Annotated in this window: 20 protein-coding genes; 7 read left to right on the top strand and 13 right to left on the bottom strand. The window is 61.5% G+C overall.

Features of this window, described 5'->3' with window-relative positions; genetic code table 11:
* Positions 1 to 71: 71 nt before the first annotated feature.
* Both GTP46_RS06830 and GTP46_RS06825 read left to right on the top strand, forming a co-directional pair.
* On the top strand, positions 72 to 923 hold the full coding sequence (locus tag GTP46_RS06830; RefSeq protein ID WP_161005843.1) for a choice-of-anchor J domain-containing protein: 852 nt from the start codon (positions 72 to 74) through the stop codon (positions 921 to 923).
* The gene (locus GTP46_RS06825) at positions 920 to 2,320 is read left to right on the top strand and encodes a PA domain-containing protein (protein ID WP_161005842.1); all 1,401 of its coding nucleotides are present in this window, start codon (positions 920 to 922) and stop codon (positions 2,318 to 2,320) included. The genes GTP46_RS06830 and GTP46_RS06825 overlap by 4 nt, the downstream gene beginning before the upstream one ends.
* 5 nt (positions 2,321 to 2,325) lie before the next feature.
* On the opposite strand, the gene GTP46_RS06820 is transcribed toward GTP46_RS06825, so the two are convergent.
* Both GTP46_RS06820 and GTP46_RS06815 read right to left on the bottom strand, forming a co-directional pair.
* Entirely contained in the window at positions 2,326 to 2,658 is a 333-nt protein-coding gene (locus GTP46_RS06820; RefSeq protein WP_161005841.1) for a PilZ domain-containing protein, read from the bottom strand.
* Positions 2,659 to 2,699: 41 nt separating this feature from the next.
* Complete coding sequence (locus tag GTP46_RS06815) at positions 2,700 to 3,842, bottom strand: esterase-like activity of phytase family protein (protein WP_161005840.1); 1,143 nt, start codon at positions 3,840 to 3,842, stop codon at positions 2,700 to 2,702.
* 65 nt (positions 3,843 to 3,907) lie between these two features.
* On the opposite strand from GTP46_RS06815, the gene GTP46_RS06810 reads away from it, so the two are divergent.
* Entirely contained in the window at positions 3,908 to 4,249 is a 342-nt protein-coding gene (locus GTP46_RS06810) for a hypothetical protein (RefSeq protein WP_161005839.1), read from the top strand.
* 89 nt (positions 4,250 to 4,338) lie between these two features.
* On the top strand, positions 4,339 to 6,285 hold the full coding sequence (locus GTP46_RS06805; protein ID WP_161005838.1) for a TonB-dependent receptor: 1,947 nt from the start codon (positions 4,339 to 4,341) through the stop codon (positions 6,283 to 6,285).
* On the opposite strand, the gene GTP46_RS06800 is transcribed toward GTP46_RS06805, so the two are convergent.
* From GTP46_RS06800 to GTP46_RS06775, 6 genes are all read right to left on the bottom strand, one after another.
* Positions 6,282 to 7,007: an ABC transporter ATP-binding protein gene (locus tag GTP46_RS06800; RefSeq protein ID WP_161005837.1), complete on the bottom strand. Its 726-nt coding sequence runs from the start codon at positions 7,005 to 7,007 to the stop codon at positions 6,282 to 6,284. The two genes, GTP46_RS06805 and GTP46_RS06800, sit on opposite strands and share 4 nt — an antisense overlap.
* Positions 6,986 to 7,861 (bottom strand): ABC transporter permease, encoded by an 876-nt coding sequence (locus tag GTP46_RS06795; protein ID WP_161005836.1) that lies wholly within the window; start codon positions 7,859 to 7,861, stop codon positions 6,986 to 6,988. The genes GTP46_RS06800 and GTP46_RS06795 overlap by 22 nt, the downstream gene beginning before the upstream one ends.
* A gap of 11 nt (positions 7,862 to 7,872) precedes the next feature.
* On the bottom strand, positions 7,873 to 8,859 hold the full coding sequence (locus GTP46_RS06790) for an aliphatic sulfonate ABC transporter substrate-binding protein (protein ID WP_161005835.1): 987 nt from the start codon (positions 8,857 to 8,859) through the stop codon (positions 7,873 to 7,875).
* 95 nt (positions 8,860 to 8,954) lie between these two features.
* The gene (gene hmpA / locus GTP46_RS06785) at positions 8,955 to 10,139 is read right to left on the bottom strand and encodes an NO-inducible flavohemoprotein (RefSeq protein WP_161005834.1); all 1,185 of its coding nucleotides are present in this window, start codon (positions 10,137 to 10,139) and stop codon (positions 8,955 to 8,957) included.
* 111 nt (positions 10,140 to 10,250) lie between these two features.
* Complete coding sequence (locus GTP46_RS06780; protein ID WP_161005833.1) at positions 10,251 to 12,512, bottom strand: TonB-dependent receptor; 2,262 nt, start codon at positions 12,510 to 12,512, stop codon at positions 10,251 to 10,253.
* A 71-nt stretch (positions 12,513 to 12,583) separates the two neighbouring features.
* Positions 12,584 to 12,943 carry a DUF2946 domain-containing protein gene (locus GTP46_RS06775; protein WP_161005832.1) on the bottom strand — a complete coding sequence of 120 codons (360 nt, stop codon included), beginning with the start codon at positions 12,941 to 12,943 and terminating at the stop codon, positions 12,584 to 12,586.
* Positions 12,944 to 13,035: 92 nt separating this feature from the next.
* On the opposite strand from GTP46_RS06775, the gene GTP46_RS06770 reads away from it, so the two are divergent.
* A complete protein-coding gene (locus GTP46_RS06770) occupies positions 13,036 to 15,090 on the top strand; it encodes a TonB-dependent receptor family protein (RefSeq protein WP_161005831.1) in 2,055 nt (684 codons plus the stop codon).
* Positions 15,091 to 15,133: 43 nt separating this feature from the next.
* Here the strand turns inward: GTP46_RS06770 and GTP46_RS06765 are convergent, their stop codons facing one another.
* Positions 15,134 to 16,090: a transposase gene (locus GTP46_RS06765; RefSeq protein WP_229258821.1), complete on the bottom strand. Its 957-nt coding sequence runs from the start codon at positions 16,088 to 16,090 to the stop codon at positions 15,134 to 15,136.
* A gap of 101 nt (positions 16,091 to 16,191) precedes the next feature.
* Between GTP46_RS06765 and GTP46_RS06760 the strand changes: the two genes are divergently transcribed.
* Positions 16,192 to 16,917, top strand: coding sequence for a Crp/Fnr family transcriptional regulator (locus GTP46_RS06760; RefSeq protein ID WP_161005830.1), 726 nt, complete (start codon positions 16,192 to 16,194; stop codon positions 16,915 to 16,917).
* Here GTP46_RS06760 and GTP46_RS06755 read toward each other — a convergent pair whose 3' ends face one another.
* Positions 16,918 to 17,145, bottom strand: a complete 228-nt coding sequence (locus GTP46_RS06755) for a hypothetical protein (RefSeq protein WP_161005829.1) — start codon at positions 17,143 to 17,145, stop codon at positions 16,918 to 16,920.
* A 166-nt stretch (positions 17,146 to 17,311) separates the two neighbouring features.
* On the opposite strand from GTP46_RS06755, the gene GTP46_RS06750 reads away from it, so the two are divergent.
* Entirely contained in the window at positions 17,312 to 18,751 is a 1,440-nt protein-coding gene (locus tag GTP46_RS06750) for a SulP family inorganic anion transporter (RefSeq protein ID WP_229258820.1), read from the top strand.
* A 4-nt stretch (positions 18,752 to 18,755) separates the two neighbouring features.
* Here GTP46_RS06750 and GTP46_RS06745 read toward each other — a convergent pair whose 3' ends face one another.
* The 3 genes from GTP46_RS06745 to GTP46_RS06735 all read right to left on the bottom strand — a co-directional run bounded on the left by GTP46_RS06745 (position 18,756) and on the right by GTP46_RS06735 (position 23,151).
* Positions 18,756 to 20,195, bottom strand: a complete 1,440-nt coding sequence (locus GTP46_RS06745; RefSeq protein ID WP_161005828.1) for a catalase — start codon at positions 20,193 to 20,195, stop codon at positions 18,756 to 18,758.
* 137 nt (positions 20,196 to 20,332) lie between these two features.
* Positions 20,333 to 20,863, bottom strand: a complete 531-nt coding sequence (locus tag GTP46_RS06740; protein ID WP_161005827.1) for an OmpA family protein — start codon at positions 20,861 to 20,863, stop codon at positions 20,333 to 20,335.
* A 113-nt stretch (positions 20,864 to 20,976) separates the two neighbouring features.
* Positions 20,977 to 23,151: a 3'-5' exonuclease gene (locus GTP46_RS06735; protein WP_161005826.1), complete on the bottom strand. Its 2,175-nt coding sequence runs from the start codon at positions 23,149 to 23,151 to the stop codon at positions 20,977 to 20,979.
* Positions 23,152 to 23,153 lie beyond the last annotated feature (2 nt).

Genomic DNA, 23,153 nt, shown 5'->3' with positions numbered 1-23,153 from the left:
AGCGATCACCAGCCACCCACCAAGTTCGGTGACAACACCCCCCGGATCATGGGCGACTGGGGGCAACAATCATGCCGAACTTGGCTGGCCAAAACCTTGAGGATCAAGGTCTGTATATAGTAACGGGGGCGGATTCCTATATCGCGGCCAACTTCAACAATGCAGCTTTTGGCGGCTCGGTCAGCAATTGGCTGCTGACGCCGGAAGTGGTGCTGGCCAATGGCGAGTCGCTGACGTTCTCGCTACGCCTCCTCGGCGAAGGCTTGCTTGACCGCGTGGAGGTGTACGCTGGCAAGGATCTGCTGGCCGCTTACGAATCCCGTACCGACACCGGCTGGCAGGATTACACCTTGCTGGTCAACGGCCTGGCCACGCCGGACCGCGGCCGCTTTGCCTTCCGCTACGTGGTCGATGACATCAGTCTCAATGGCGACTACATTGGTATCGACAGCCTCAGCATCAACGCCATTCCCGAACCAGGCACGGTGGCGCTGATCTGCCTCGGCGCACTGGCGCTGCGCGCTGGATGCCGTCCGCGCAAGCGTTGGCTGGCAGCGGCCGGTGTGTACGCCAGCATGATGGCGGCGCAGGCCGGTAACGACGGCATCATGAGCTTCCCGCACGTGCAGGTCGTCGCGCAACCGCTGGCGCCGTCGGTTGCCGGGCAGGGCGGCTTCATGGCCTACAAAGATCCTGTCACCGGCCAGCTGACCGGCCCCAATCCCGAACAGGCCGCACTGTTGACGGCGGCCGCGCGCGCACCGGCGCCGCTGGTCCGCCAGGCGCCGCCGCTGCCCAAAGCAGCACACGGCGGCGTCAGCCTGATGCTGGATGAGCGTCAGGCCCGCTTTGCGTTAGCGCATAAAGCCGCTGATGGCAGCGTCACCGAAACCTGTGCGCCGCTGCCAGGAGAACGAAAATGAAACGCCTGCTCGCCATCGCCGCGCTGCTGGTCTCGTCCGCTTGCTGGCCGGCCGCCACCATTACCATCGTCAACGGCGATCCTGCTGGCATCGGCTTCAACGACCCGACACCGGTGGCGCCGGTCGGCGGCAACACCGGCACCACGCTGGGTGCACAGCGCCTCAACGCATTCCAGGCCGCAGCCAGCAAATGGGGCGCGACGCTTGATAGCAGCGTGCTGATTCGCGTGCTGGCTACCTGGGACGCCTTGCCGTGCACCGACACCGCCGCCGTGCTGGGTAGCGCCGGCGCGCTGGAAGTGTTTGCCGATTTCCCCGGCGCGCCGCAAGCCCATGCGTGGTTCGGCAAGGCCGAGACCAACAAGCTGCTGGGCCTCGACGCCGACCCTGCCACGCCGGATGTGCGGGCGCGTTTCAACGTCAATCTTGGCCAGCCGGGCTGCTTTACCGGTTCGCCGTTTTATCTTGGGCTCGACAACCAGCACGGCGCCAACACCGACCTGGTGACGGTGTTGCTGCATGAGTTCGCACATGGCCTCGGCTTCCAGACTTATACCGACGACCAAAGCGGCGAGCTGCTGGCCGGCCTTCCCAGCATCTGGGATTACTTCCTTCTCGATACCAGCACTGGCAAAGTGTGGAAAGACATGAACAACGCCGAGCGCGCGGCCTCGGCCGTCAAGTCAGGCAAGCTGGTGTGGAGCGGGGTGCGGGTCACCAATGCGGCCAGTGCGGTGCTGCAAGCCGGCACGCCGGTGCTCACTATCTTGTCACCGCCAGCTGTGGCGGGCGTGATTCAAGTAGGCACGGCAGCGTTTGGTCCGCCGCTGGGCACGCCGGGGCTGACCGGCGAGGTGATGCCCGTGATCGACACGCCGCCTGACCTGGGGCTGGCCTGCGCGCCGCTGTCAGTGGTCAACGCGTTGGCGGTGAAAGGAAAAATTGCGCTGGTGGACCGTGGCCTGTGCACCTTCGTGGTCAAGGTGCGCAATGTGCAGAATGCCGGTGCGATTGGTGTGATTGTCGTGGACAACGTGGCCGCTGCGCCGCCGCCGGGCCTGGGTGGCAGCGATACACGCATCGTCATTTCGGCCGTGCGTATCACGCTAGAGGATGGTGCGGCGCTCAAGCAAGCTATTGCCGCGCGCACGCGCATGCACTCGGGACTGTTTGCCAACCTCGGTGTGAACCTGGCGCTGCGTGCTGGGACGGATGTACTGGGCAGGGTGCTGATGTACGCGCCGCGCCCCAATCAGCCGGGCTCGTCGGTATCGCATTACGACACCAGCGCCACGCCGAATCAGTTGATGGAGCCAGCCATCAATGCCGATCTCAAGCACGAGGGCCAGCCGCCGTTCGACTTGACCTACCCGCTATTAAAGGATATCGGCTGGTAGGCTGCTTATGCCGGTGCGGTGGTGACGTATTCGAAGATGCGGTCGGCGCAGGCTTCGGAAATGACGAGGAAGCGCGCGCCGTTGCGGAAGCGGCCCTGCGAGCCGATGCTGGCGCAATGCAGCACCGTCAGCGTGATCTCGTTGCGGATGTCACTGCCGGGGAAGTTGAAGCTCAAGAGGTACTGCTCATTGGTCGGCATGGCGGTATCGCTGACAAATGCCACGCCCATGCGCGAGATATCGATAATCTGCGCCGGTTGTGCATTCTTTCCATGAAGGTCAGTGATGTAGGCGTCCACCTGTAGCAGGCGCCTGACATGCTCGCGTCTCGGGTCCATCGTTGTTTGGGATAGCCACTAAAAGCAATAGTATGACAGATTCATGGAAGCAATTCGAATAGCAATAGCTGGGTGACTTGTGTCTTGCTAAAGTTATCATCCGAAATCAGCACCAGGCTGGCGTGGCCATTGGCCAGGCGCGGCCCGAACGACATGCCTTCCAGGTTGTCGACGATGGGCAAATGCAGCGTGCCGAGGTCCAGCACCAAACGCTTCTTCACCAGCTGGTAGCTGGCGTCCTTCAAGGTCGGCAGCTGCTGGATATCGGTGGCACCCGTGGCGTCGATTTCGTAGATGCGCACATAATCCTTGTAGCTGCCGTCATCAGCCTGCACGCCGGAGCGCTCCATCACCAGCATGCGCTGTTCGCTGAGCGACAGGATTTCCGAAATGCCGTTGTCGGCGTACTTGCCTTTGCCCGGTGCGGCCGGAATCGGTTCGAGCGGATAGGCATACTGGCCCAGCACCTTGCCGTCGCGGCTGAAGTGGGTGATGCGGTTGACCGCGCCTTGCGCCGGCGTCGGCTCCGGGCCGTCCTGGTACATCGGGCCTTCCAGCGACACCCACAGGGTGCGGCCATCCGGCGTAAAGCTCAAGCCTTCAAAGCTCTGGTTGTGGCGCGGGCCGAATTTGTGCTCCTTCGACACCGTGAACATCGGCGGCAGCGGCAGCGTGAATTGGTGGCGGCCATCCGGCGCGGCGCGGCGAATGAAGGGATCGAGCGACAGCCCGACATCGCCCTCGCTGCCATACCAGATACTGCCGTCCTGAGGATCGACGCGGATGGTTTCAAGGTCCGGCACCATGCCGATGCTGCGTTTGTATTCCTCGCGCGAAGGGTAGGGCGTCCCTTCTGGCTGCAGCAGCGTCGTCACGCCGGTGACCTGCACCGATTTGAACGACCGCGCATCGTAGGACAGCTTGGCGCGGTACAGGCGCGCAGGATTGAATTGCGAGCGGTCGTCGCTGATCATCACCCATTCGTCGTTGACGGCGTCGTAGTCGATGCCGGACAAGCCGCCGATGGTCGTGCCCTGGAATTGCTGGCGCCACGGCAAACGCTGCTCGCCGATGTAGCGCAGGCTGGAAACCGTGATGTCTTGAGAGGCTGATTGGCGGGCAGTGAAGGGTGCGCAGGCGGTGAGCGTCAATGCGCAGGCGAGAGTGATGAGCGGTTTTTTCATGGCCGCGCATCATAACATTAATGCCTGCTGGCGCAGGCGGCGCGCTTGCGGTTAGAATATCGGCCATGTTGCGCCGTACTCCCTTTGTTCACGTGTTCCTTGCGCTCCTGCTGCTCCTGACGCAGCAGGTCGGGGTAACGCACGTCTACAGCCACTGGAGCGGCATCGAGCAGCAAAACCTGGTACTGACCGACGAAGACCATGCCGAGCACCGCAAGCGCGTAGCCGTGCACAAGGTCTGCGCGGAATGCGTGTCGGTGGCGCAGATGGCTGCGGCCATTACCAGTTCGCCGCTCACACTCGCTATCTCCACCCTCAGCACCGGTCCGGTGCACCTGCCGGCAACGCTGGCTGCGTGCGAACGGACCACCTGCGTCTTCCAATCGCGCGCACCCCCTCTGGCCTGACACCCGAAATCCGTTTTGATTTTTATTTCGCCGCAGCCGCCGGGAAGGCGCTGCTGCGCGCGTGTCACTTATATCGCTAGAGGTTTTACATGAAGATTCAACGCACGCTGCTGGCCAGCGCGATCCTGTCCGCTTATTCGTCGCTGGCTTTCGGCCAGGCCGCACCGGTTCAACAAGTTGTTGTTACGGCTAACCCATTTGGCAATAGCGCCAACGAACAAATTTTGGCACCGGCCAAGGTGCTGGCCGGCGATGAGCTGCGCGACAAAGCCGGTAGCTCGCTGGGCGAGACGCTGTCGCAGGAACTGGGCGTGTCCGCATCGGCGTTCGGCGCTGGCGCATCGCGCCCCATTATTCGCGGACTGGAAGGCGCGCGCGTCAAGATGCTGGAGAACGGCATGGCCGTCTCCGACGTCTCCGGCCTGTCCAACGACCACGCAGTGGCGGCGGAAGGCGCGGTGGCACAGCAGATCGAAATCCTGCGCGGCCCGGCCGCGCTGCTGTATGGCTCGGGCGCGATCGGCGGCTTGGTCAATGTCGTCAACGAACGTATTCCCACCACGCTGGAGCCAAAGCTGACCGGCCAGATGGAAGCACGCGCCAGCACGGTAGATAGTGGCCGCAATGCCTCCGGCACCTTGGATGGTTCGGTCGATAAGCTGGCATGGCACATCGATGGTAACCTGCGCAATGCCGACGACTACAACACGCCGGTCGGCCGCTTGCAGCATTCCGATACGCGCTCGCGCACCGGCGGCATCGGCGGTTCGTATGTGGACAGCTGGGGCTTTGTCGGCGTATCGGCATCGCGCTTGTCGAATGTGTACGGCATTCCAAGTGAGGAAGGCTCCAAGATCGACCAAAAGCAAAATCGCTACGACATCGATAGCCTGGTAAAGGCGCCGTTTGCAGGCTTCGAGAGCTTTAAGTTCAAGGCCGGCTACACCGACTACAAGCACGCCGAAATCGGCGAAGACGGCGCGCCGGAAGTGCTGTTCAAGAACCACTCGCTGGAGACGCGCGTGGAACTGGCGCACAAACCGGTGGCCGGCTGGCACGGCACCTTCGGCGTGCAAACTGAAAACACCAACTTCTCCGCGTTGAGCGCGGAAGGCGGACCGGATACGGTGCCGGTCACGCATTCGACCTCCAACGCGGCCTTCCTGGTGGAAGAACGCGACATCGGCCCGGTCAAGTTCAACGCGGGCGCACGTGTGGAGCGCGTCAAGCGCGAACCGGTGACGGGCGTGGACCGCTCGTTCAACCTGCAATCGGGATCGGTAGGTGCATTGTGGCCGTTCGTGCCTGGCTACGCAGTGGGCGCGACCCTGTCGTATGCGCAGCGCGCGCCGTCGACTGAGGAGCTGTACTCCAGCGGTCCGCACGACGCCACTGTAACCTTCGATATCGGTAACGCCGATTTCAAGAAGGAGACCTCGCGCAATATCGAAGTCAACCTGCAGAAGACCTCGGGTCTGGTGCGCTGGAAGGCCAACCTATTCCGTAACAAGGTCAGTGATTTCATCTACGGCCACATCACCGGTAAGCTGCTGGACGAAGAAGGCAATCCGGGCGGCGAACTGCGCGAGCGTATCTTCGAGCAGGCTGACGCCACGATCCAGGGCGCGGAAGCGGAGCTGGAATATAACCCGACCGGCGCCGGCTGGTCTGGCCGTCTGTTCGCCGACACCACGCACGGCAAGCTGGAACGGGGCGGCAACCTGCCGCTGCAACCGGCCAGCCGCGTCGGCGTGAGCACCGCGTACAAGATGGGCGCTTGGCGCGCTGGTTTGTCGCTGGTGCACGCGCAATCGCAGGATCGCCTGGCGTCGTTCGAGACCACGACCACGCCGTCCTACAACCAGCTGAACGCCAACGCTTCGTACACGCAAAAGCTGGGCGATTACGACCTGACCTGGTTCCTGCTGGCGAAGAACCTGACCAACGCCGAGATCCGCACTTCGACTTCGGTGTTGAAGGATATCGCGCCGCTGCCTGGCCGTAACGTGGTGTTCGGCGTGCGCGCCAAGTTCTAAACGTGCAGGCTGTCGAGGATTGCGGCCTTGAGCTGGGCCGCATCCACGTCGCCGCGTTTGCGCGGGGCCGGGCCGGGATGGAACTCGGTCAGGCCACCGTCCAGCAGGACGATGCGGTCACTCAGGTAGAGTGCTTCGTCGATGTCGTGCGTGACCAGCAGCACGGTGAGCTGGTGTTCCAGGGCCACTTTCAATAGCAGGTCCTGTAGCTTCATGCGCGTGAAGGCATCGACGGCGGAGAAGGGCTCATCGAGCAGCAGCACGCGCGGCTGTGTGAACAAGCCGCGTGCGATGGCGGCGCGTTGCGCTTGTCCGCCAGAGAGCTGCTTGGGTAGCGCGTTGGCATGGTTGTGCAGGCCGACTTCCGCCAGCAGGCGCGTGACCAATCGTTGCGTCGACAGTGCGTTGTTGCTGTCGAAGGCGACATTCTCCGCAACTGTCAGCCACGGGAACAGGCGCGGCTCCTGGAAGATAAAACCGATGTCGCTGCTGGCGCCTTGCAGGAGCGCGCCATCGAGCCGGATCTCGCCGCTGAAATTCTGGTCCAGTCCTGAAGCGATGGACAGCAGGCTGCTTTTGCCACAGCCGCTGGCGCCGATCAGGCTGACGATTTCGCCTTGTTGTAGTTGCAGGCTGACGTCGCGCATCACGGTGCGGGCGCCGTAGCGCTTTTCTTTGACGTGAATATCGAGTGCAATGCTCACGCGTAGCTGTCGCGCCATGCGAGGCTGCGTTGTTCAATGGCGGCCATCAGCGTGTCGCTGATTTTGCCGAGGATGGCCAACAAGGTGATGGCCGCGAGGACGATGTCGGCGCGGCTGGTTTCGCGGCCGTCGGAGAGCAGGTAGCCTAGGCCTTTGCTGGCGGCGATCAGTTCTGCGGCGACCATGAACATCCACGCGAGACTAAGGCCGTTGCGCAAGCCGGTCAGGATAGCTGGCAGTGCGGCAGGCAGCAGCACGCGCTTGGTCAAAGCGATGTTGGAGAGCCGGTAGAGTCGAGCGACTTCAATCAACTTGCGGTCCACGCCGCGTATGCCGGAGGCGACGCCCATGTAGATCGGGAAGAAGGCGCCGATCGCAATCAGCACGATTTTTGGCGCCTCGTCTATGCCTAGCCAGAGGAGCAGCAAAGGCACCCACGCCAGCGATGGAATCGCGCGCAGTGCCTGGAACGTCGGATCGAGAATAGCTTCTGCGTGGCGGCTCAAGCCGACCGTGGCGCCCAGCAGCACAGCCAGTATCGCGCCGCTCGCAAAGCCGGCCGCCACACGCAAGGTGCTGGCGGCGATATGTCCGAACAGGCCTTGTGCGCCAAGGTCGCGCAGCGTATCGAGAATTTGGCTTGGCGCCGGCAGCAGGTTTGAAGGAATCAAGCCGCCGCGCACAGAAAACTCCATCGCCAGCAGCGCCGTCACCGGTAGCAGCAAGGCAAGCAGCACGCGGCGCGCGCGCTGCCCGGCCACACCGCGCACGAGCGACGCCAGACCGGCTCGCGCCGCGCTGGCGGCATGGGCAAGTTCCGCCGCATCCGCCGCAGACGGCGCATCCACCGGCGCGGCGAGGTGATTACTCATGCTTACCGCTCCTAGCTACGCGCGATATAGGGCTGCGCGAAACGCGTGTCGACCAGCTCCGCGATGGCGCGGTTCAGGTCCGTGTCGGCTTTCACCAGCGCTTCCGCCTTCAGGATCGGCGCAGCGACCTGCAAGGCCTTCACATGCTCTGCGCCAGGCTGTGGATTGCTGAAGTCCGTGCGCAGCTTCACCTGCAACAGCGCGACGGACAGCGACACCTTGGCTTCTTCTGACAAAATCTTCGCCGCTTCGCTCGGATTCGCTCGTATCCATGCACGTGCTTTTTCATATGCCTTGATCACGCGCGCCACTTCCGCCGGACGGGTCGCCAGGAAGTCTTCGCGTACGTTCAGGAAGCCGTAGGTGTTGAAAGCCACATTCCGGTAAATCAGCTTCGAGCCGCTTTCCAGCTCACTGGCTGCCATGTGTGGATCGAGACCGGCCCACGCATCCACCTTGCCTTGTTCCAGCGCCGCGCGGCCATCCGCATGCTGTAAGCTCACATGTTCGATATCGCTGCGTTTCAGGCCTGCAGTCTGCAAGGACCGCAGCAGGAACAGGTAAGGATCGGTGCCTTTGGTGGCGGCGACCTTCTTGCCTTTCAAATCGGCGACAGAGCGGATGTTGGAATCCTTGCGCACCACCAGCGCGGTCCACTCGGGACGCGAGAAAATGTAAGGTGTCTTGATCGGATTGCCGTTCGCCTTGGCCAGCAAGGCAGCCAGGCCCGCAGTCGAACCGATGTCGATGCTGTTCGCGTTGAGATATTCCAGCGCGCGATTGCTGCCGGCGCTCAGCACCCAGCGCACCTGAACGCCGTCGGCTTTGAACTCATCCTCTAGCCAGCCGAAGCGCTTCAGCACCAGGCTAGCAGGCGAGTAGTAAGCGTAGTCCAGACGCAGCTCCTTGAGCGGAGCGGCGACGACCAGCGAGACGGGAGAAAAACCGGCGACAGCGGCACTGCCGGCCGCCAGTTTCAACAGGGTTCTGCGCTTCATGTTTTCCTTGGGGGGAGGCGTTGATGCTTTTAGTATTGCATCCGCCTTCACCCGAGTACACGAAGAAATCCGGCTTTACATAGTTGAAAACCGTATCAGGCCAGCGCCTCTGCCGGGCCAAAGAACTCATAGTAAGTCTGCGATGCCGGCACGCCCAGCTCCAGCAGCTGCGCCTTGACCGCCTTCATGAACGGCTTGGGACCGAGGAAGTAGGCATCGACATCGCGCGTCTCCGGCAGCCACTTGGCCAGCTGCTGCTGGTTCAGGTAACCGGTGGCATGCGGCTGCGACGCATGCGCGTCATCGGCCTTCTCGTAGCAATAGAAACGCTTCAACTGCGGATGCTTGGCCGCCAGCGCATCGATATGCTCGCGGAAGGCGTGCACACCGGCGTGACGCGCGGCGTGGATGAAGTGCACCGGACGCGAACCGGCCAGCGCCGCCGTCAGCATCGCCAGCGTTGGCGTGATGCCGACACCGCCGCTGATCAGCACCAGCGGCTTGTCGCTGTCTGCCAGCACAAAGTCGCCGGCGGGCGGGAACAGCGACAGCGTATCGCCCACCTGCACCTGATCGTGCAGGAAACCGGATACGAGACCACCGTCCTCGCGCTTCACGCTGATGCGATAATCGGCGCCATTCGCTGCGGCCGACAGCGAGTACTGGCGGCGCTGCTCAACGCCGTTCACCTTCACCGTCAGGCCGATGTACTGGCCTGGCTTGTGCACCACCACCTTGCCGCCATCGGCGGGCACCAGCACGAAGGACGTGATTTCGTCACTCTCCACCGTTTTGCTGGCGACCTTGAAACTACGGGCGCCGCGCCAGCCGCCTTCGGCCTGCTCATTTGTTTTGTAGATGTTTTCTTCCGCGCCGATCAGGATGTCGGCCAGTTGGCCGTAGGCCGCGCCCCATGCGTCGATCACCGCATCGGTCGCCACTTCCGCGCCCAGCACTTCGCGGATCGCCTTCAGCAGCGCGGCGCCGACGATAGGGTAGTGCTCCGGCTGGATCTGCAGCGACACGTGTTTGTTGATGATGGTGTTGACCAGCGGGCCAAGGTTTTCCAGCTTCTCGATATTTTTCGCATACATCAGCACCGCATTGGCCAGCGCGCGCTGCTGTGTACCGCCGGCCTGGTTGGCCTGGTTGAAGAACGGCGTTACTTCCGGATAGTCGCGGAACAGGGACTGGTAGAAGTGGCGGGTCAGCGCTTCGCCGCCTTGCTCCAGGATAGGCACAGTGGCGGAAATGATGGCTTTATGTTCAGTACTCAGCATGATGGTTCTCGCGATCTATGAAGTTTCGACATAAAGAAGTATATCATATGAATGTTTAGGCGTGCACGAAGCGCCGCTAAAAAATCAGCGGCGCTTCGGTTTTTACAAGTCTTACAGGTCGAACTTCAGTTCAGCGACGTAGGTGCGTTGCGGATAAGGGTGGAAGTTCCAGTACTGGTAGTTGTTCAGATTATCCACGCCCAGCGCCATGCTCCACTGCTGGTTGAAGCGGTAGCGCACGCGCGTATCAGCCGTGAAGTACTTGCTGGAGCCTTGGTAGGCGAAGCCGTTGATGTCCGAATTATCCAGCGTCGAATACTGCTTGCCGCTGTAGCGCGCGGCCAGCGTGGCCGAGAGCTTATCGTTGAACTCATAGGTCGCCACGCCGGTGGCGCGCCATTCCGGAATGCGCGGCTGCCATTTACCTACACTGCTTGGCGCCTTGTCGTTGCGGATGATTTTCGAATCGGTCCACGTCAGGCTGGAACTCAGGTCGAAACCGAGTATCTTGGCGGCGTAGGAGACTTCCAGCCCCTTGGTGCGGATCAGGTCCACGTTCTGGATGTTGGTCACCATCGGCGCGACCAGCACATTGGTTTGCGAGTACAGCGCATCGGCAGTGCGCTCGCCGAATGCGGTCAGGCGCAGATAGCCGTCGGCCAGTTTGTGCTCGCCGCTTAGCTCCGTGGTCCAGGATTTTTCCGGCTTCAGGTTCGGATCGTTATTGGTCAACTGGCCGGCGGCGTTGAGGCCACCTTGATACAGCTCGGACACCGTCGGCATGCGCACCGCGCGGCCCAGCGATGCTTTCAGCACCCAGTCTTCGCTAGCCTGGTAGGCCAGCGCCGCCTTAGGCGACACATAATTTTCGCTGCGCTCCGGATGCGGCTTGGCCGTAGTGGCGTTGCCCGTCAAACCATCGTGCGCGTGCCAATGCTCGAAGCGCGCCCCCAGCACTGTCTTCCATTGCGGCGCGAACTTCCACATGTCTTGCGCATACAAGCTATTGGTTTCGGTCTTGCCTGCAAAGCGTGAGGTTGGATCGCCGACGGTCGCGCCGCTGATCCAGTCATCGGTCGGCGTCTCCTTGCTGCTTAATTTGTAGGCCTCGCGCTGGTAGCCGAATTCCGCCACGTGCGCTGCATCCGGACGCCAGACGCCGCGCGCAGACAAGGTATTCCAACCAGTGCCGCCCTGGTTCACGAGACGGCCCTTGCCGCCGGATAGCGCGCCAGGCAATTCGTTGACGGGCGCGCGCAGCTGGTCCTTGTTGTAGTCATACAGGCTGGCTGCCACTTCCCAGTCGAATACGCCCTTGGTGTTGGTCTTCACCGTCAGGCCGTGCATGATGTGCTGCAGGTCTTCGTTCGACAGATTGAAATCGGTCTTCCCCAACGAGTAGCTGCGGCCATCGATGTTAATGGCGCCGAAGTAGACCGGCTGGCCAGCCGCATCGCGCAAGTAGGTGGTTGGACGACCCTCGGAATCGTTGCGCCATAAGCCGAAGGTGTAGGTAGCGCGCATGGTCGGTGAGAAGTCATACGCCAGCTTGGCTTTGAACTGGTCCTGCACGGTGTGGTATTGCGTGGCTGTGCCGAGCAGGTACCACGGATTGTTGGTGCGATCCACGCCGGACACCGCACCGGTCACCGGGGTGCCCGCCGTACCTGCCTTGCCGCTGGCCAGTGTGCGCGTTGGGAAGGTGAGTGGCTGGCCTTCGCTGTCGGTGCGGTTCAAATCGACGAACCACGACCACGCGCCATTGCGGTCGCCGAGCGAGAAGCTGCCTTGCTTGCCGTCGTAATTATCGTTGGTGCCGTAAAGTTTGAACGGCTGGTGCGTGAGCGTCAGCTTGGCGTGCGCTTCAAATTTGGTCGGCATGCGGGTGACGTAATCGACCACCGCGCCCACCGAGTTGCCGCCGTAGGCTGCGGAGAAGGGGCCATACAGCACATCGACGCGTTCAATTTCCTCGGGGCTGACCATGCCCCAGCGTGGCGCAAAGCTCGCGCCGTTGCCCAGGTAATTGGACAGCAGGATGCCATCCGCATACACCATCGAGCGCGCGCTGTTGCCGGTGCCTGAGGCGCGAGTCGACAGCACTGCGTGATTGTAATCGCCGATGTAGCGCTTGCGCACTAGCAGGCTAGGGAGATATTTGAGCGCGTCCTCTGCATCGGTGGCGTTGATGTCACGCTCGATCTCTTCGCGCGTGATGCCTTCGATCGTGGTTGGAATTTGCGTCGGCAGCGAAGTAGGGCGATTGCCGGTAATCGTGACAGTGCCCAGTTGATGTTGAGGAGCGTCTTCGGCATGGGCGGCCGCGAACGCGGCCAGCAGCGCTAATGCCAGTGGAGACATAGTGGTTTTCATGGTATTCCTGATGATGCGTAAAGATGGCCGCGATCCTCGCTAAAGAGGACAGCGGAAACTAAGACTAACGATCAGGAAGTGGTGGGCGGCCCGCGCGGACTGGCGGCGCTCCAGGTGTGCAGCGGCTGCGGCGCCGTGTAAAACAGGGGCGGATAGAAATCGTCGCCACCGATGACGGCAAAGCCATTCAATGCTGGCGGCAGCAGTGCGGGCGAACCGCCGTGCGTGGCGCAGTACGAGCAATGCTCCATGCCGTGCATGACATTGGTCGGCGCCTTCTTGGCCGGGCCGCCGACCGAGCACATCTCCGCCAGCACGCCGGTAGTCGACGCAGCCAGCGCGTGCGACACCGTCGGCGCAAGCGCAGCAAAGAGGACGGCCATGATGGCGATCCACAAGTGCAGCGTTTGACGTTTGAGGTGCTTGAGCATGCGGCAATTATAACGGATCTGTTGCTCCTCTGGAAATTGAGAATGAGAAGTGTTATCATTTGCGTTGTTGCTTATCAATAAGCTTTCTTCACATGCCTGAATTCAAATTGACCGTAGTGGCTGCTGCAGTGGCCGTGTTGCTGGCGCCCGCTGCGCACGCCCAACAAACCGATGAAACGCCGATCGAATCTATCCAGGTTTCCGGCAGCTGGCTGGGCTCCGGCCTGCAAAACAGCGTAAAGAATTTTGCCGGGGCGCGCACGGTGGTCAATCAGGAGGACATCGCGGCCAGCGGTGCGGCCAATATCGGCGACGTGTTGCGCCGGATTCCGGGCGTGCAGTCGACCGACAACTCGGGCACGGCGGGCAGCGCGATCTCGCTCAACATCGGCGTGCGCGGCCTGACCGGACGCTACTCGCCGCGCTCGACCGTGCTGCTGGACGGGATTCCACTGGCGGTGGCGCCATACGGTCAGCCGCAGCTGTCGTTTGCGCCCGTCAGCTTGAACAATATTGAATCGATCGACGTGGTGCGCGGCGGCGGTGCGGTGCGCTACGGTCCGCAAAACGTCGGCGGCATCATCAACTTCCGCAGCCGTGCGATTCCGCAGGGCGAGGGCGTCAGCGGCGATGCCACTGTGCGTTATAACGACTTTGGCCAGGGCGGCAGCAATCGCCAGTACAGCGCGTTTGTGGGCGGCACCGCTGCCAGCGGACTGGGCGTGGCGCTGATGTACTCGGGCATGGAAGGCTCGGAATGGCGCCAGGGCAGTGGCGAGCGCGTCAACGACTTCGCGCTGAAATTCCGCTACCCGTTGGACCATCACAGCGAGGTTTACGGCAAGGTGTCGTACTACGACGTGCTGTCACACACGCCGGGCGGCCTGACGGTGGCGCAGTACAACGCCAATCCGTACCAGAACACGCGCCCGACCGACTTCTGGAGCGGTGACCGCAAGGGCGTGGACGTGGGCTACCTGAATACGATCTCGGCCACGCAGGAGTTTGAAGTCAAGGCGTACTACAACGAGAGCTTCCGCCAGAGTTCGCTGATCAATGCTGCCAAGACGCAGGTGACCTGGCAGCCGCGCAATTACCAGGTGACCGGCATCGAGCCGCGCTACACGCAGCGCTTCAACGGCGGCGGCATGACGCATGACGTCACGGTCGGCTACCGCTATCTGCGCGAGCGCGGCGACGATAACAGCTATGCGCAGAGCGTGGCAACCGGCGTAAATGGCGCAACGACCAGCTTCATCAATAGCACCGATGCCCACTCGGCCTACATCGACGACCGCATCGCGTTGGGCGCATGGCGCATCACGCCGGGAGTGCGCTACGAGCACATCGCGTCGACGCGTGAAGACGCGACGGCCAAGTCCAGCTTCGAGACCGGCAATAATAAAGCGTTGCCGTCGCTGAATGTGGCGTACCTGCTGCATCGCGCACTGACCGTATTTGCCAACTACACCACCTCGTTTGGCGCGGTGCAGAATACCCAGTTGAATTCGCAAACGCCGTCCAACCCGCTGAAGCCGGAAGTGGCGAAGACGGCGGAACTGGGCGCGCGCTGGAAAGATGCGGCGTTGAGCGCGGAGATCACCGCCTTCAAGCTCAAGTTCGACAACCAGATCGCGCAAGTGCCTGGCATCACGCCGGCCACCTTCCAGAACATCGGCGCGACTAATCATGACGGTATCGAAACTGCGGTCGACTACTCGTTTGACGAAGCGAGTGCGCTGGCGGGCCTGAACGTCTACGCCAACTACACCTACACCAAGGCGATCCAGGAATCGGGCGCCACGGCGGGGCTGGACGTGCCATTCTACTCGCGCAACACCGACACCATAGGCGCGCGCTACCGCGTCGGCGCATGGACTGCCAACCTGTCGACCACGCACCAGAGCAAGCAATATTCCGACACCGCCAACACCGTGGCGGAAGCGGCAAACGGCGGCGTCGGCTTGATCCCGGGCTTCCGCACCTGGAACGCGCAACTGTCGTGGAAGCAGCGCGCCTACGAAGTGGCGGCGGGCGTCAACAACCTGACGGACAAGCGCTACTACACCCGCAACGTTGACGGCAACGCCGGCCGCATGGCCGCCGCCCCGCGCACCGCCTACCTGCAACTGCGCGTCGCCTACTAAACTCCGGGGTCAGGTCCCCCATTTCTACACGAACTCAACGCTATCAGAGCCGCTTCTTTACGGCGCGGCTCGCCGTTGTGAGAGAGACGCCGAAGTGGCGGGCGATTTCACTGAGGGTATAAGCATGGGAGCGGTAGGCTTCGGCCATCGCTGTGTCGCGATCGGGGAGTTGCTGTTGGTAGGCTTTGAGCGATAAGGCCAGCGAGCTTCTTTGCACTTTTGATACACCATTGATGTTGAGCACTTCGGCAGGTAACTGTAGTTGTTTGATGAACTGCTCGCTGCCGAGTATCAATTGGCGATAGGTATCTTTTAGTGGGCTGGCGAGACCAACGCCAGCCAGGACAAATTTGCGATAGGACTCTCTAGCGTGGTGGTGTGGCGAGCTGAACTTGGATAGTAGCCATTGGACGTCCAGCCAGCTTGGCGCTGGAAGTTCGGTGTAGGTGTGGTTGTAGCTGCTCCAAGCCCACTCTTCCGGAGAGCGAACCAGGTGGGCACGAACCGGGTTCAGGACAATGTAGCGTGCTAATTCGCATAGGTAGCTGTGCTTTTCAACCAGAATTGCGTTGTAGCGGCCTTGGAATACGTGTCCTACTAATTCGTGGCGGCGGTTGAAATACTGCGAGTAGATGCCATTCAGCTGGCGCATTCCACGGGCTAGCTTGCCATCGAGGGTTTCCACCAGCAGATGATAGTGATTCCCCATCTGGCAAAACGCATAGACGACAAACTGGAATTGCCCGCAAACCTCGCCTAGCGTTTGCAGCCACATCGCTCTGTCAGTGTCGTCACGAAAAATGGGCGCTTTGCGGTCGCCACGACTGGTCACGTGGTAGAGCGCACCTGGGTATTCAAGTCGGAGTGGTCGTGTCATATGGGCAGCGTAGCCAATTTCCTCCTGTCGGCTTTGTGCTAGATCACGGTTGAATGATGAGATCGTGTAGAAATGGAGGACCTGACCCCGGATTTTTCGTAGGACTAAGATGACATTTTGCAATGTTCATAGCCTACATAAGACTACAAAGTGCTCCTATACCGGCGGCTTAGGCCGCTGGATATAGTGTCTACATCAAAGACATTCATCCTCAGGGGCACATCATGAACGCAAGCCATACCGTTAGCCTGATCGGCGCACAACAAAACGATTTACTGCGGGCGCTGACGCGCGAGGATCTGCTGGCCTTGTTTGGCAACCTGGAACTGGTCGCGCTGGCAGAAGGCAAGCACTTGTTCGATTACGGCGATGCCATCGAATACACCTATTTCCCGACCAACGCTATCGTCTCGCTGCAGTACGTGATGGAGGATGGCGCCACCACTGAGATCGCAGTGGTGGGCCGCGAGGGCGTGGTTGGTGTAGCCCTGAATCCCGCTGAACGCGCCAGTTTTGCTGCTGTGGTGCAAACCGCCGGCTATGGCTATCGCTTGAAAACCGCCACGCTGCGCGAGCTGTTCTACACCGGTGGGCCGTTGGCGCAGCAACTGATGCGCTACACCAGCATGATGTTTGCCCAGTTGGCACAGAGCGTGGCGGGCAGCCGCCATACCAGCATCGAGCAGAAGTTGTGCCGCTGGCTGCTGGAACGGCTGGACCGTTCGCTGTCCAATGAACTGAAGGTGACGCAGGAGATGATCGCCAATATGTTGGGCGTGCGCCGCGAGAGTATCACTGGCGCGGCCGGCAAGCTGTCACAGGAAGGGCTAATTGCATATCGCCGCGGCTGCGTGACGGTATTGGATCGTGATGGCATGGAACGTCGCGCCGGCAGCTGCTATCAAGTACCTGCCGCCAGCCAAGTTGCCGCGCAACGTTATGCAGCGTAATTAATGCAGCACGCGGGAGGGCGGGGTAAGTTGGAAACCGTCAAACCCGCGTCGCGCCGGCAGGCGGGCAGCCAGGTCCTGATCCAGCTTGCGCTGCACCAGCTTGTGCCAAGCGCTGGCCCAGCGGGCCGCCAGCAGGGATTCTTCGGCTGAACGGGCGTACAGCGTCCGTTCCACGGCTATTTTCTGTCTTTGCAGGGCGTAGCTGGCGGTGTGCAGGGTAGTCATGGCGTAGTTTGACTGGCTAAGTTGATCGGTTATGCCTCGCCATTGTGCCTGCTCAAGTCCAGTTCTGAATGTGCGCCAGTTCACCCATGACGATGAGAAGTCGAGACTGCCCGTGTAAAATAAGGGCGTTGTTGCATTTTTGCATCGTTCTCCGCAGAAACTCCCCTTGTCCAAATTTTCTCATAACGCGCTGGCGGGCTTGACCACGTCGTTTGCGCTGGTTCCCGAATGCATAGCGTTTGCGCTGGTGGCGCACCTGAATCCGCTTACCGGGCTGTACGGTGCGTTCTTTATTTGCACGATAACCGCGCTGTTCGGTGGCCGTCCCGGCATGATTTCCGGCGCCGCCGGGTCGATGGCGGTGGTGATTGTGGCGCTGGTCGCCCAGCACGGCTTGCAATACTTCCTGGCGACGGTGCTGTTGAGCGGCCTGATCATGCTGCTGTTTGGCGTGCTGCGGCTAGGGAAGCTGGTCAGCATGGTGCCCCATCCGGTGATGCTCGGCTTCGTCAATGGCCTGGCGATTGTGATTGCGTGGTCGCAACTGCAACATTTCAAGGTGGATGGCCAATGGCTGCAAGGCAGCGCGCTGGCGTGGATGGCCGGCCTGGTGCTGCTGACCATGATGGTCGTGTACTGGTTGCCGCGTGTGACCAAGGCACTACCGCCAGCGCTGGTGGCGATTCTCGGCGTTGGCCTGTTGGCGTGGCTGCTGCAGCTGCCGGTGCATACCTTGGGCGACATGGCGCATATCGCCGGCGGCTTGCCGTCGTTTGCCTTGCCGGCGGTGCCGTTTGATATGGCGACCTTGCGCATTGTGCTGCCCTACGCGGCGCTGATGGCCATGGTTGGCCTGCTGGAGACGCTGCTGACCTTTAATCTCACCGATGAAATCACCGCCACGCGCGGTTTGCCGGACCGCGAATGCGTGGCGCTGGGTGCCGCCAATCTGGCATCCGGCCTGTTTGGCGGCATGGGTGGCTGCGCCATGATCGGCCAGACCATGATTAATCTCAGCTCCGGCGGCCGTACGCGTGTTTCCGGTGCGGTGGCCGGGATAATGATATTACTGTTTATACTGTTTTTATCGCCGCTGATCGAGCGCATCCCGCTGGCGGCACTGGTTGGTGTGATGCTGGTGGTGGCGCAGCAGACTTTTGCATGGAGCTCGTTGCAGGTGCTCGGCAAGGTGCCGCGTCACGATGCTTTGCTGATTGTGGCCGTGACCGTCATCACGGTGGCGACCGACCTGGCGACCGCAGTGCTGTGTGGGATTGTGATAGCAGCGCTCAGCTTTGCATGGCGCCACGCACGTGAGATCCGTACCGAGGCGACGGTGACAGATAGCGTCAAGACCTACACGCCGCATGGCACGCTGTTCTTCGCTTCGGTTGCGGGCTTCAATGAACTGTTTGATCTGCAAGGCGATCCGCAGCAGGTGGTGCTGGATGGCCGCTATTTGCGCTTGGCGGACCACTCGGCGGTGGTGGCCGTGGCCGCGCTGAGCGAGCGCTATGCCCGTGCCGGCAAAGCATTGCAGGTGTTGCACCTGTCCGAGCGCTGCGTGCTGCTGTTGCAGCGCTCGGGCGTGATGGCTACGGCATAAGTGCTTATTTAGCTTCGAGTGCTGCGATAGCGGCAGCGACGCCGGCGCCGTAGGCTGGATCGGCCTGGGTGCAGTTGTCGATGTGGCGCTGCTGGACTGGTTTCGAAACGCCTCGGATGGCGCGCGCCGTGTTTTCAAACAGCAGCTGCTTTTTCTCTGCGGTCAGCAGGCGGAACAGATTGCCGGGCTGCGAGTAGTAGTCGGTGTCGACGCGGTGGTTCCAGTGGTCGGCCGCACCCTCCAGCGACAGCGGCGGTTCCTTGAACTGCGGGCTTTCGGTCCACTCGCCACGGCTATTCGGCTCGTATGGCGTGCTGCCGCCTTCGTTTGGCAGGATGCGCATGGCGCCGTCGCGGTGGTAGTTGTGGAACGGGCATTTCGGCGCGTTTACCGGAATCTGGTGATGGTTGACGCCCAAACGGTAGCGCGCCGCATCGCCATACGAGAACAGGCGCGATTGCAGCATCTTGTCCGGCGAGAAGCTCACTCCCGGCACCACGTTGGCCGGCGAGAAGGCCGATTGCTCCACCTCGGCGTGATAGTTTTCCGGGTTGCGGTTCAGTTCCAGCACGCCGACGTCGATTAGCGGGTAATCCTTGTGCGGCCAGATTTTGGTCAGGTCGAATGGGTGGTACGGTACTTTGGAGGCATCGGCCTCCGGCATGATCTGCACCGCCAGTTTCCAGCGCGGGAAGTCCTTGCGCTCGATGGCGTCGAACAGGTCGCGCTGCGAGCTTTCGCGGTCGACGCCGATCAGTGCGGTGGATTCGGCATCGCTCAGGTTTTCAATCCCTTGCTGCGACACGAAGTGGAACTTGACCCAATAGCGCTCATTGGCCGCATTGATAAAGCTGAAGGTGTGGCTGCCGAAACCGTGCATATGGCGGTAGCCTTTCGGAATCCCACGGTCGCTCATGACGATGGTGACTTGATGCAGCGCTTCCGGCAGCAAGGTCCAGAAGTCCCAGTTATTTTCGGCGTTGCGCAGGTTGGTTTTCGGGTCGCGCTTGACCACGTGGTTCAGGTCCGGGAATTTCAGCGGATCGCGGAAGAAGAACACTGGCGTGTTATTGCCAACGATGTCCCAGTTGCCATGCTCGGTGTAGAACTTGACGGCGAAGCCGCGGATATCGCGCTCGGCATCGGCCGCGCCGCGCTCGCCGGCCACGGTGGAGAAGCGCAGGAACACGTCGGTTTTCTTGCCGACTTCCGAGAATAACGCCGCGCGCGTGTATTGGCTGATGTCGTGGGTGACGGTGAAGGTGCCGTACGCGCCCGAACCCTTGGCGTGCATGCGGCGTTCAGGAATGACTTCGCGGGCGAAGTGGGCCAGCTTTTCCAGGTGCCACACATCTTGCAGCAGGACTGGGCCGCGCGGACCGGCGGTCTGGGTGTTTTGGTTGTCAACGACCGGCGCGCCGGCAGCAGTAGTGAGATTCTTCATGAAACTTCCTTCGCCTGATTGGGGATGAATGGAAACTTCCAGCTTAACTACTACAGCAACTTTTCACCGCTCTCAAAAGAGAGAGCCACAATGAAAAACGCCCGGCAGTGCCGGGCGTTCAATATTACCGCAAATAATTACTTGCTTGGGTAGATGATGTCATCGCGACGGTCGTGAGCGCGTGCTGCGTCATCGGTACCGGTCGATTTCTCTTTACCGTACGAAACGGCTTCTACCTGGCCTTCTTTCACGCCTTGTACTTTCAGGGCGGTGATCAGGGCTTGCGCGCGCTTCTGGCCCAGGGCCAGGTTGTATTCTGCGCCGCCGCGGTCATCGGTGTTGCCTTCGACTTTGATCGCTACGTTCGGGTTAGCGGCCAGGAACTTGGCGTGATCAGCAACCAGGGTGTCGAACTCTGGCTTGACGGTGTATTTGTCGAAGTCGAAGAAGACGCTACGGTTTTTGTAGATCGAGCTGTTTGGATCCAGGTAGGCTGGCAGTGGTGCAGCAACTGGTGCTGGTACTGGCGCGGCTACTGGTGCTGGGGCTGGTGCCGGAGCAACTGGAGCTGGAGCCGGTGCTGGTGCAGGGGCTGGAGCTGGGGTCGAGCAAGCGCTCAGCAGAGCGATGGTGCAGGCTGCCAGCAGAAGATTGGTTTTAGCTTTCATCGTAAAACTCCCGAATTGGTTTTGTTTGTGGGACACACAAGGGTGTGAGGCTGTACCTCCAGCCGCGACCGGTATTATATAAGGGTTTCCCTTGGAAATATTGGTACCGTGCATTATTTTTTCAACCAAGGGGCAAAAGGCTTTAAATCGATATCACTTTCTACATACCAGGCACGGCGGGCGATGTCGAATTTGGCGCCAAGTGCTTTCACCTGATCCTTTTCGTGGAAGCCGGCCGTCAGGTAGCGGCGCGAGGCCGGGGCCGGGGCGGGCGCCCGTTCATTGCGCTCCAAAGCGGCTTCGGCCGCTGCTGAAGATTTAGGCAAACGCATTTGTCCGATGAAGCTGCTGCGCTGCGCCGGGTCGGCTGGTGAAAGCAGCGTCAGGCGCGCGCGGGCGCGGGTGGCGGCCACGTAAAACAGGTTCTCTTCCTCGCGCTTGGGCTGCAAAGGATGGGGAAATTCGCCCTCTTGAAGGAAAGGCAAGATGACGTGGTCGAATTCCTTGCCTTTGGCGTTGGCCGCACATTCGATCAGCACCGACTTGCGGTCGCGCTTGCGGCGCACGAAGGCTTCGCGCGCGTTGACCGCGCTCCAGAATTCGCCCAGGCTCTGGCCGGAGCTGGCTGCCGCTGCCAGCAGGCTGTTGATGGATTTGGTGATCACACCCGCATCGTAGGCGCGCACGAAGATGCGGCGTGCGGTGGCGGCGAGCTGCACGCGCTCGCACAGTTCGGTCAGGACGGCGGCGGCTGGCGTGGACGGATCGATGCTCGATAGCCAGGCCAGCGCGCTGATCACGGCACGCTTGGTGCCTTCGCTGGCGACATCGCGATAGCTCGATGCAACGCCGTCGCGGCGCTCGTCTTCCATCAGGAACAGCTCGCCGAGCAGGTCGGGGCTTTTCACGATTTGCTGTTTGAAATTGTCCATACTGCGCGCGGAGAATTTCATTTCGCTGAAGGCCACCAAGGCGTCCACGATGGCGGTGCGCACCTGCTCGGACTTCACGGCGGCGAAGTCTTTCAGCGCGATTGCCAGCAGGCCGCGCAGGAACAGGATTTCATCGCGCTGCAAATAGCCGGCCATGGGGGGCGTGCGGTAGTCGATATCGGCTTCGATCAGCGCGTTTTCAATTGCCATCGATTGATGGCGGTCGCGGATCAGGATGGCGCAGCCGTCGATATCGTAGCCGTCGGCCTTCCACTGGCGCACGGCGGCCAACACGCGCTGCGCGCAGTCGGCATCGCTGGCGTAGTGCGCTTGGCCGATCTCGGTGCGCAGCGGCAGGCTGGACTCCACCTGCTTTTGCTTGAACTCGGCCATGGCGTAGGCCAAGTGCGGGCCGTGGCGATAGGTCTGGGTCAGCGGATAGCGCTGCAGCTTGGGGTAGCGTTCGGCGAAGCGGCGGTTCAGGTACTCTTCACTGGCGCCCAGCTTGGCGTGGATCACCTGGTCCTTGTCGCCCGCGCCGACGAAATAGCATTGCGGCCGGTCCACCAGCGCATCCAGAATGCGGAAGGCGGCTTCGTTCAAATCGTGCAGCTCGTCGCATAGCAGCAGCCGGTAGTCGGGGAACTGGTCGACCAGCCGGCTGCCGCCGTGCAGATTGCAGGCCAGGTCGTAGGTGGCGTCGAACGGGCCGCGGAACACGGCGCCGGCGCCGCCGTCCAGCCGCAGGCGCTCGTATTCGAGGGTGGTCAGGTAATCGGTCAGCGGCACGCCCAGCACTTCGGCCGCTTCTTCCGGCCCCATGAATTCAACGTCGGATTCCAAGGCCATGGTGGCCTTCAGGCTCAGCTGCACATCGAGGAATTGGCTCAGCGCCAGGCTGTGGGTGTGCAGTTCCAGCCCGTCGACGCTACCGGCGTAGCGCTCGCCCGCATAGTCCATGGCTTGCAGCGCGTAGTGCTTCAGGGCGCGCACTTCGCTGCACTGGCGCACGTTGTCGCCGTCGCTCAAGTCCAGCATCCATGCCGAAAAATCTTCAAAGCTCAGCACCGCGATGCGGTCCACTGTCGCGCGCGCCAGGCCCACTTCCAGCAGACGGCGGCGCAGGACTTCGCGCGCCTCCGGCGTGAAGGTCAGGGCCAGGATCTGCTCCGGCGCGAGACCGCGCGCCAGCGCTTCGCCGATGCGCAGCGCCAGCGTGGTGGTCTTGGCCGCGCCAGCGTTGGCGTCGACCAGCACGACCTTGTTCTGCGCCAGCTGGATGGCGGTTTGCTCAGCGGTCGGGATCAGGCCTTGCGGCGTAAAGCGGGGAGAGTTCGAGGGATTGGGCTGGTTCATCC

The sequence above is a fragment of the Duganella flavida genome (genome assembly GCF_009857445.1).
In the GTDB taxonomy this organism is placed as follows: domain Bacteria; phylum Pseudomonadota; class Gammaproteobacteria; order Burkholderiales; family Burkholderiaceae_D; genus Rugamonas; species Rugamonas flavida.
Note: the sequence above shows the minus strand (reverse complement) of the source record. Positions and strands in the feature narration are given on the sequence as shown.

Excerpts from the sequence above, each read along its gene's own strand:
- GTP46_RS06780 (WP_161005833.1), bottom strand. The coding sequence starts at position 12,512 with ATGAAAACCACTATGTCTCCACTGGCATTAGCGCTGCTGGCCGCGTTC.
- hmpA (WP_161005834.1), bottom strand. The coding sequence starts at position 10,139 with ATGCTGAGTACTGAACATAAAGCCATCATTTCCGCCACTGTGCCTATC.
- GTP46_RS06790 (WP_161005835.1), bottom strand. The coding sequence starts at position 8,859 with ATGAAGCGCAGAACCCTGTTGAAACTGGCGGCCGGCAGTGCCGCTGTC.
- GTP46_RS06815 (WP_161005840.1), bottom strand. The coding sequence starts at position 3,842 with ATGAAAAAACCGCTCATCACTCTCGCCTGCGCATTGACGCTCACCGCC.
- GTP46_RS06735 (WP_161005826.1), bottom strand. The coding sequence starts at position 23,151 with ATGAACCAGCCCAATCCCTCGAACTCTCCCCGCTTTACGCCGCAAGGC.
- GTP46_RS06740 (WP_161005827.1), bottom strand. The coding sequence starts at position 20,863 with ATGAAAGCTAAAACCAATCTTCTGCTGGCAGCCTGCACCATCGCTCTG.
- GTP46_RS06825 (WP_161005842.1), top strand. The coding sequence starts at position 920 with ATGAAACGCCTGCTCGCCATCGCCGCGCTGCTGGTCTCGTCCGCTTGC.
- GTP46_RS06830 (WP_161005843.1), top strand. The coding sequence starts at position 72 with ATGCCGAACTTGGCTGGCCAAAACCTTGAGGATCAAGGTCTGTATATA.
- GTP46_RS06795 (WP_161005836.1), bottom strand. The coding sequence starts at position 7,861 with ATGAGTAATCACCTCGCCGCGCCGGTGGATGCGCCGTCTGCGGCGGAT.
- GTP46_RS06775 (WP_161005832.1), bottom strand. The coding sequence starts at position 12,943 with ATGCTCAAGCACCTCAAACGTCAAACGCTGCACTTGTGGATCGCCATC.
- GTP46_RS06770 (WP_161005831.1), top strand. The coding sequence starts at position 13,036 with ATGCCTGAATTCAAATTGACCGTAGTGGCTGCTGCAGTGGCCGTGTTG.
- GTP46_RS06755 (WP_161005829.1), bottom strand. The coding sequence starts at position 17,145 with ATGACTACCCTGCACACCGCCAGCTACGCCCTGCAAAGACAGAAAATA.
- GTP46_RS06820 (WP_161005841.1), bottom strand. The coding sequence starts at position 2,658 with ATGGACCCGAGACGCGAGCATGTCAGGCGCCTGCTACAGGTGGACGCC.
- GTP46_RS06760 (WP_161005830.1), top strand. The coding sequence starts at position 16,192 with ATGAACGCAAGCCATACCGTTAGCCTGATCGGCGCACAACAAAACGAT.
- GTP46_RS06800 (WP_161005837.1), bottom strand. The coding sequence starts at position 7,007 with ATGGCGCGACAGCTACGCGTGAGCATTGCACTCGATATTCACGTCAAA.
- GTP46_RS06805 (WP_161005838.1), top strand. The coding sequence starts at position 4,339 with ATGAAGATTCAACGCACGCTGCTGGCCAGCGCGATCCTGTCCGCTTAT.
- GTP46_RS06745 (WP_161005828.1), bottom strand. The coding sequence starts at position 20,195 with ATGAAGAATCTCACTACTGCTGCCGGCGCGCCGGTCGTTGACAACCAA.
- GTP46_RS06810 (WP_161005839.1), top strand. The coding sequence starts at position 3,908 with ATGTTGCGCCGTACTCCCTTTGTTCACGTGTTCCTTGCGCTCCTGCTG.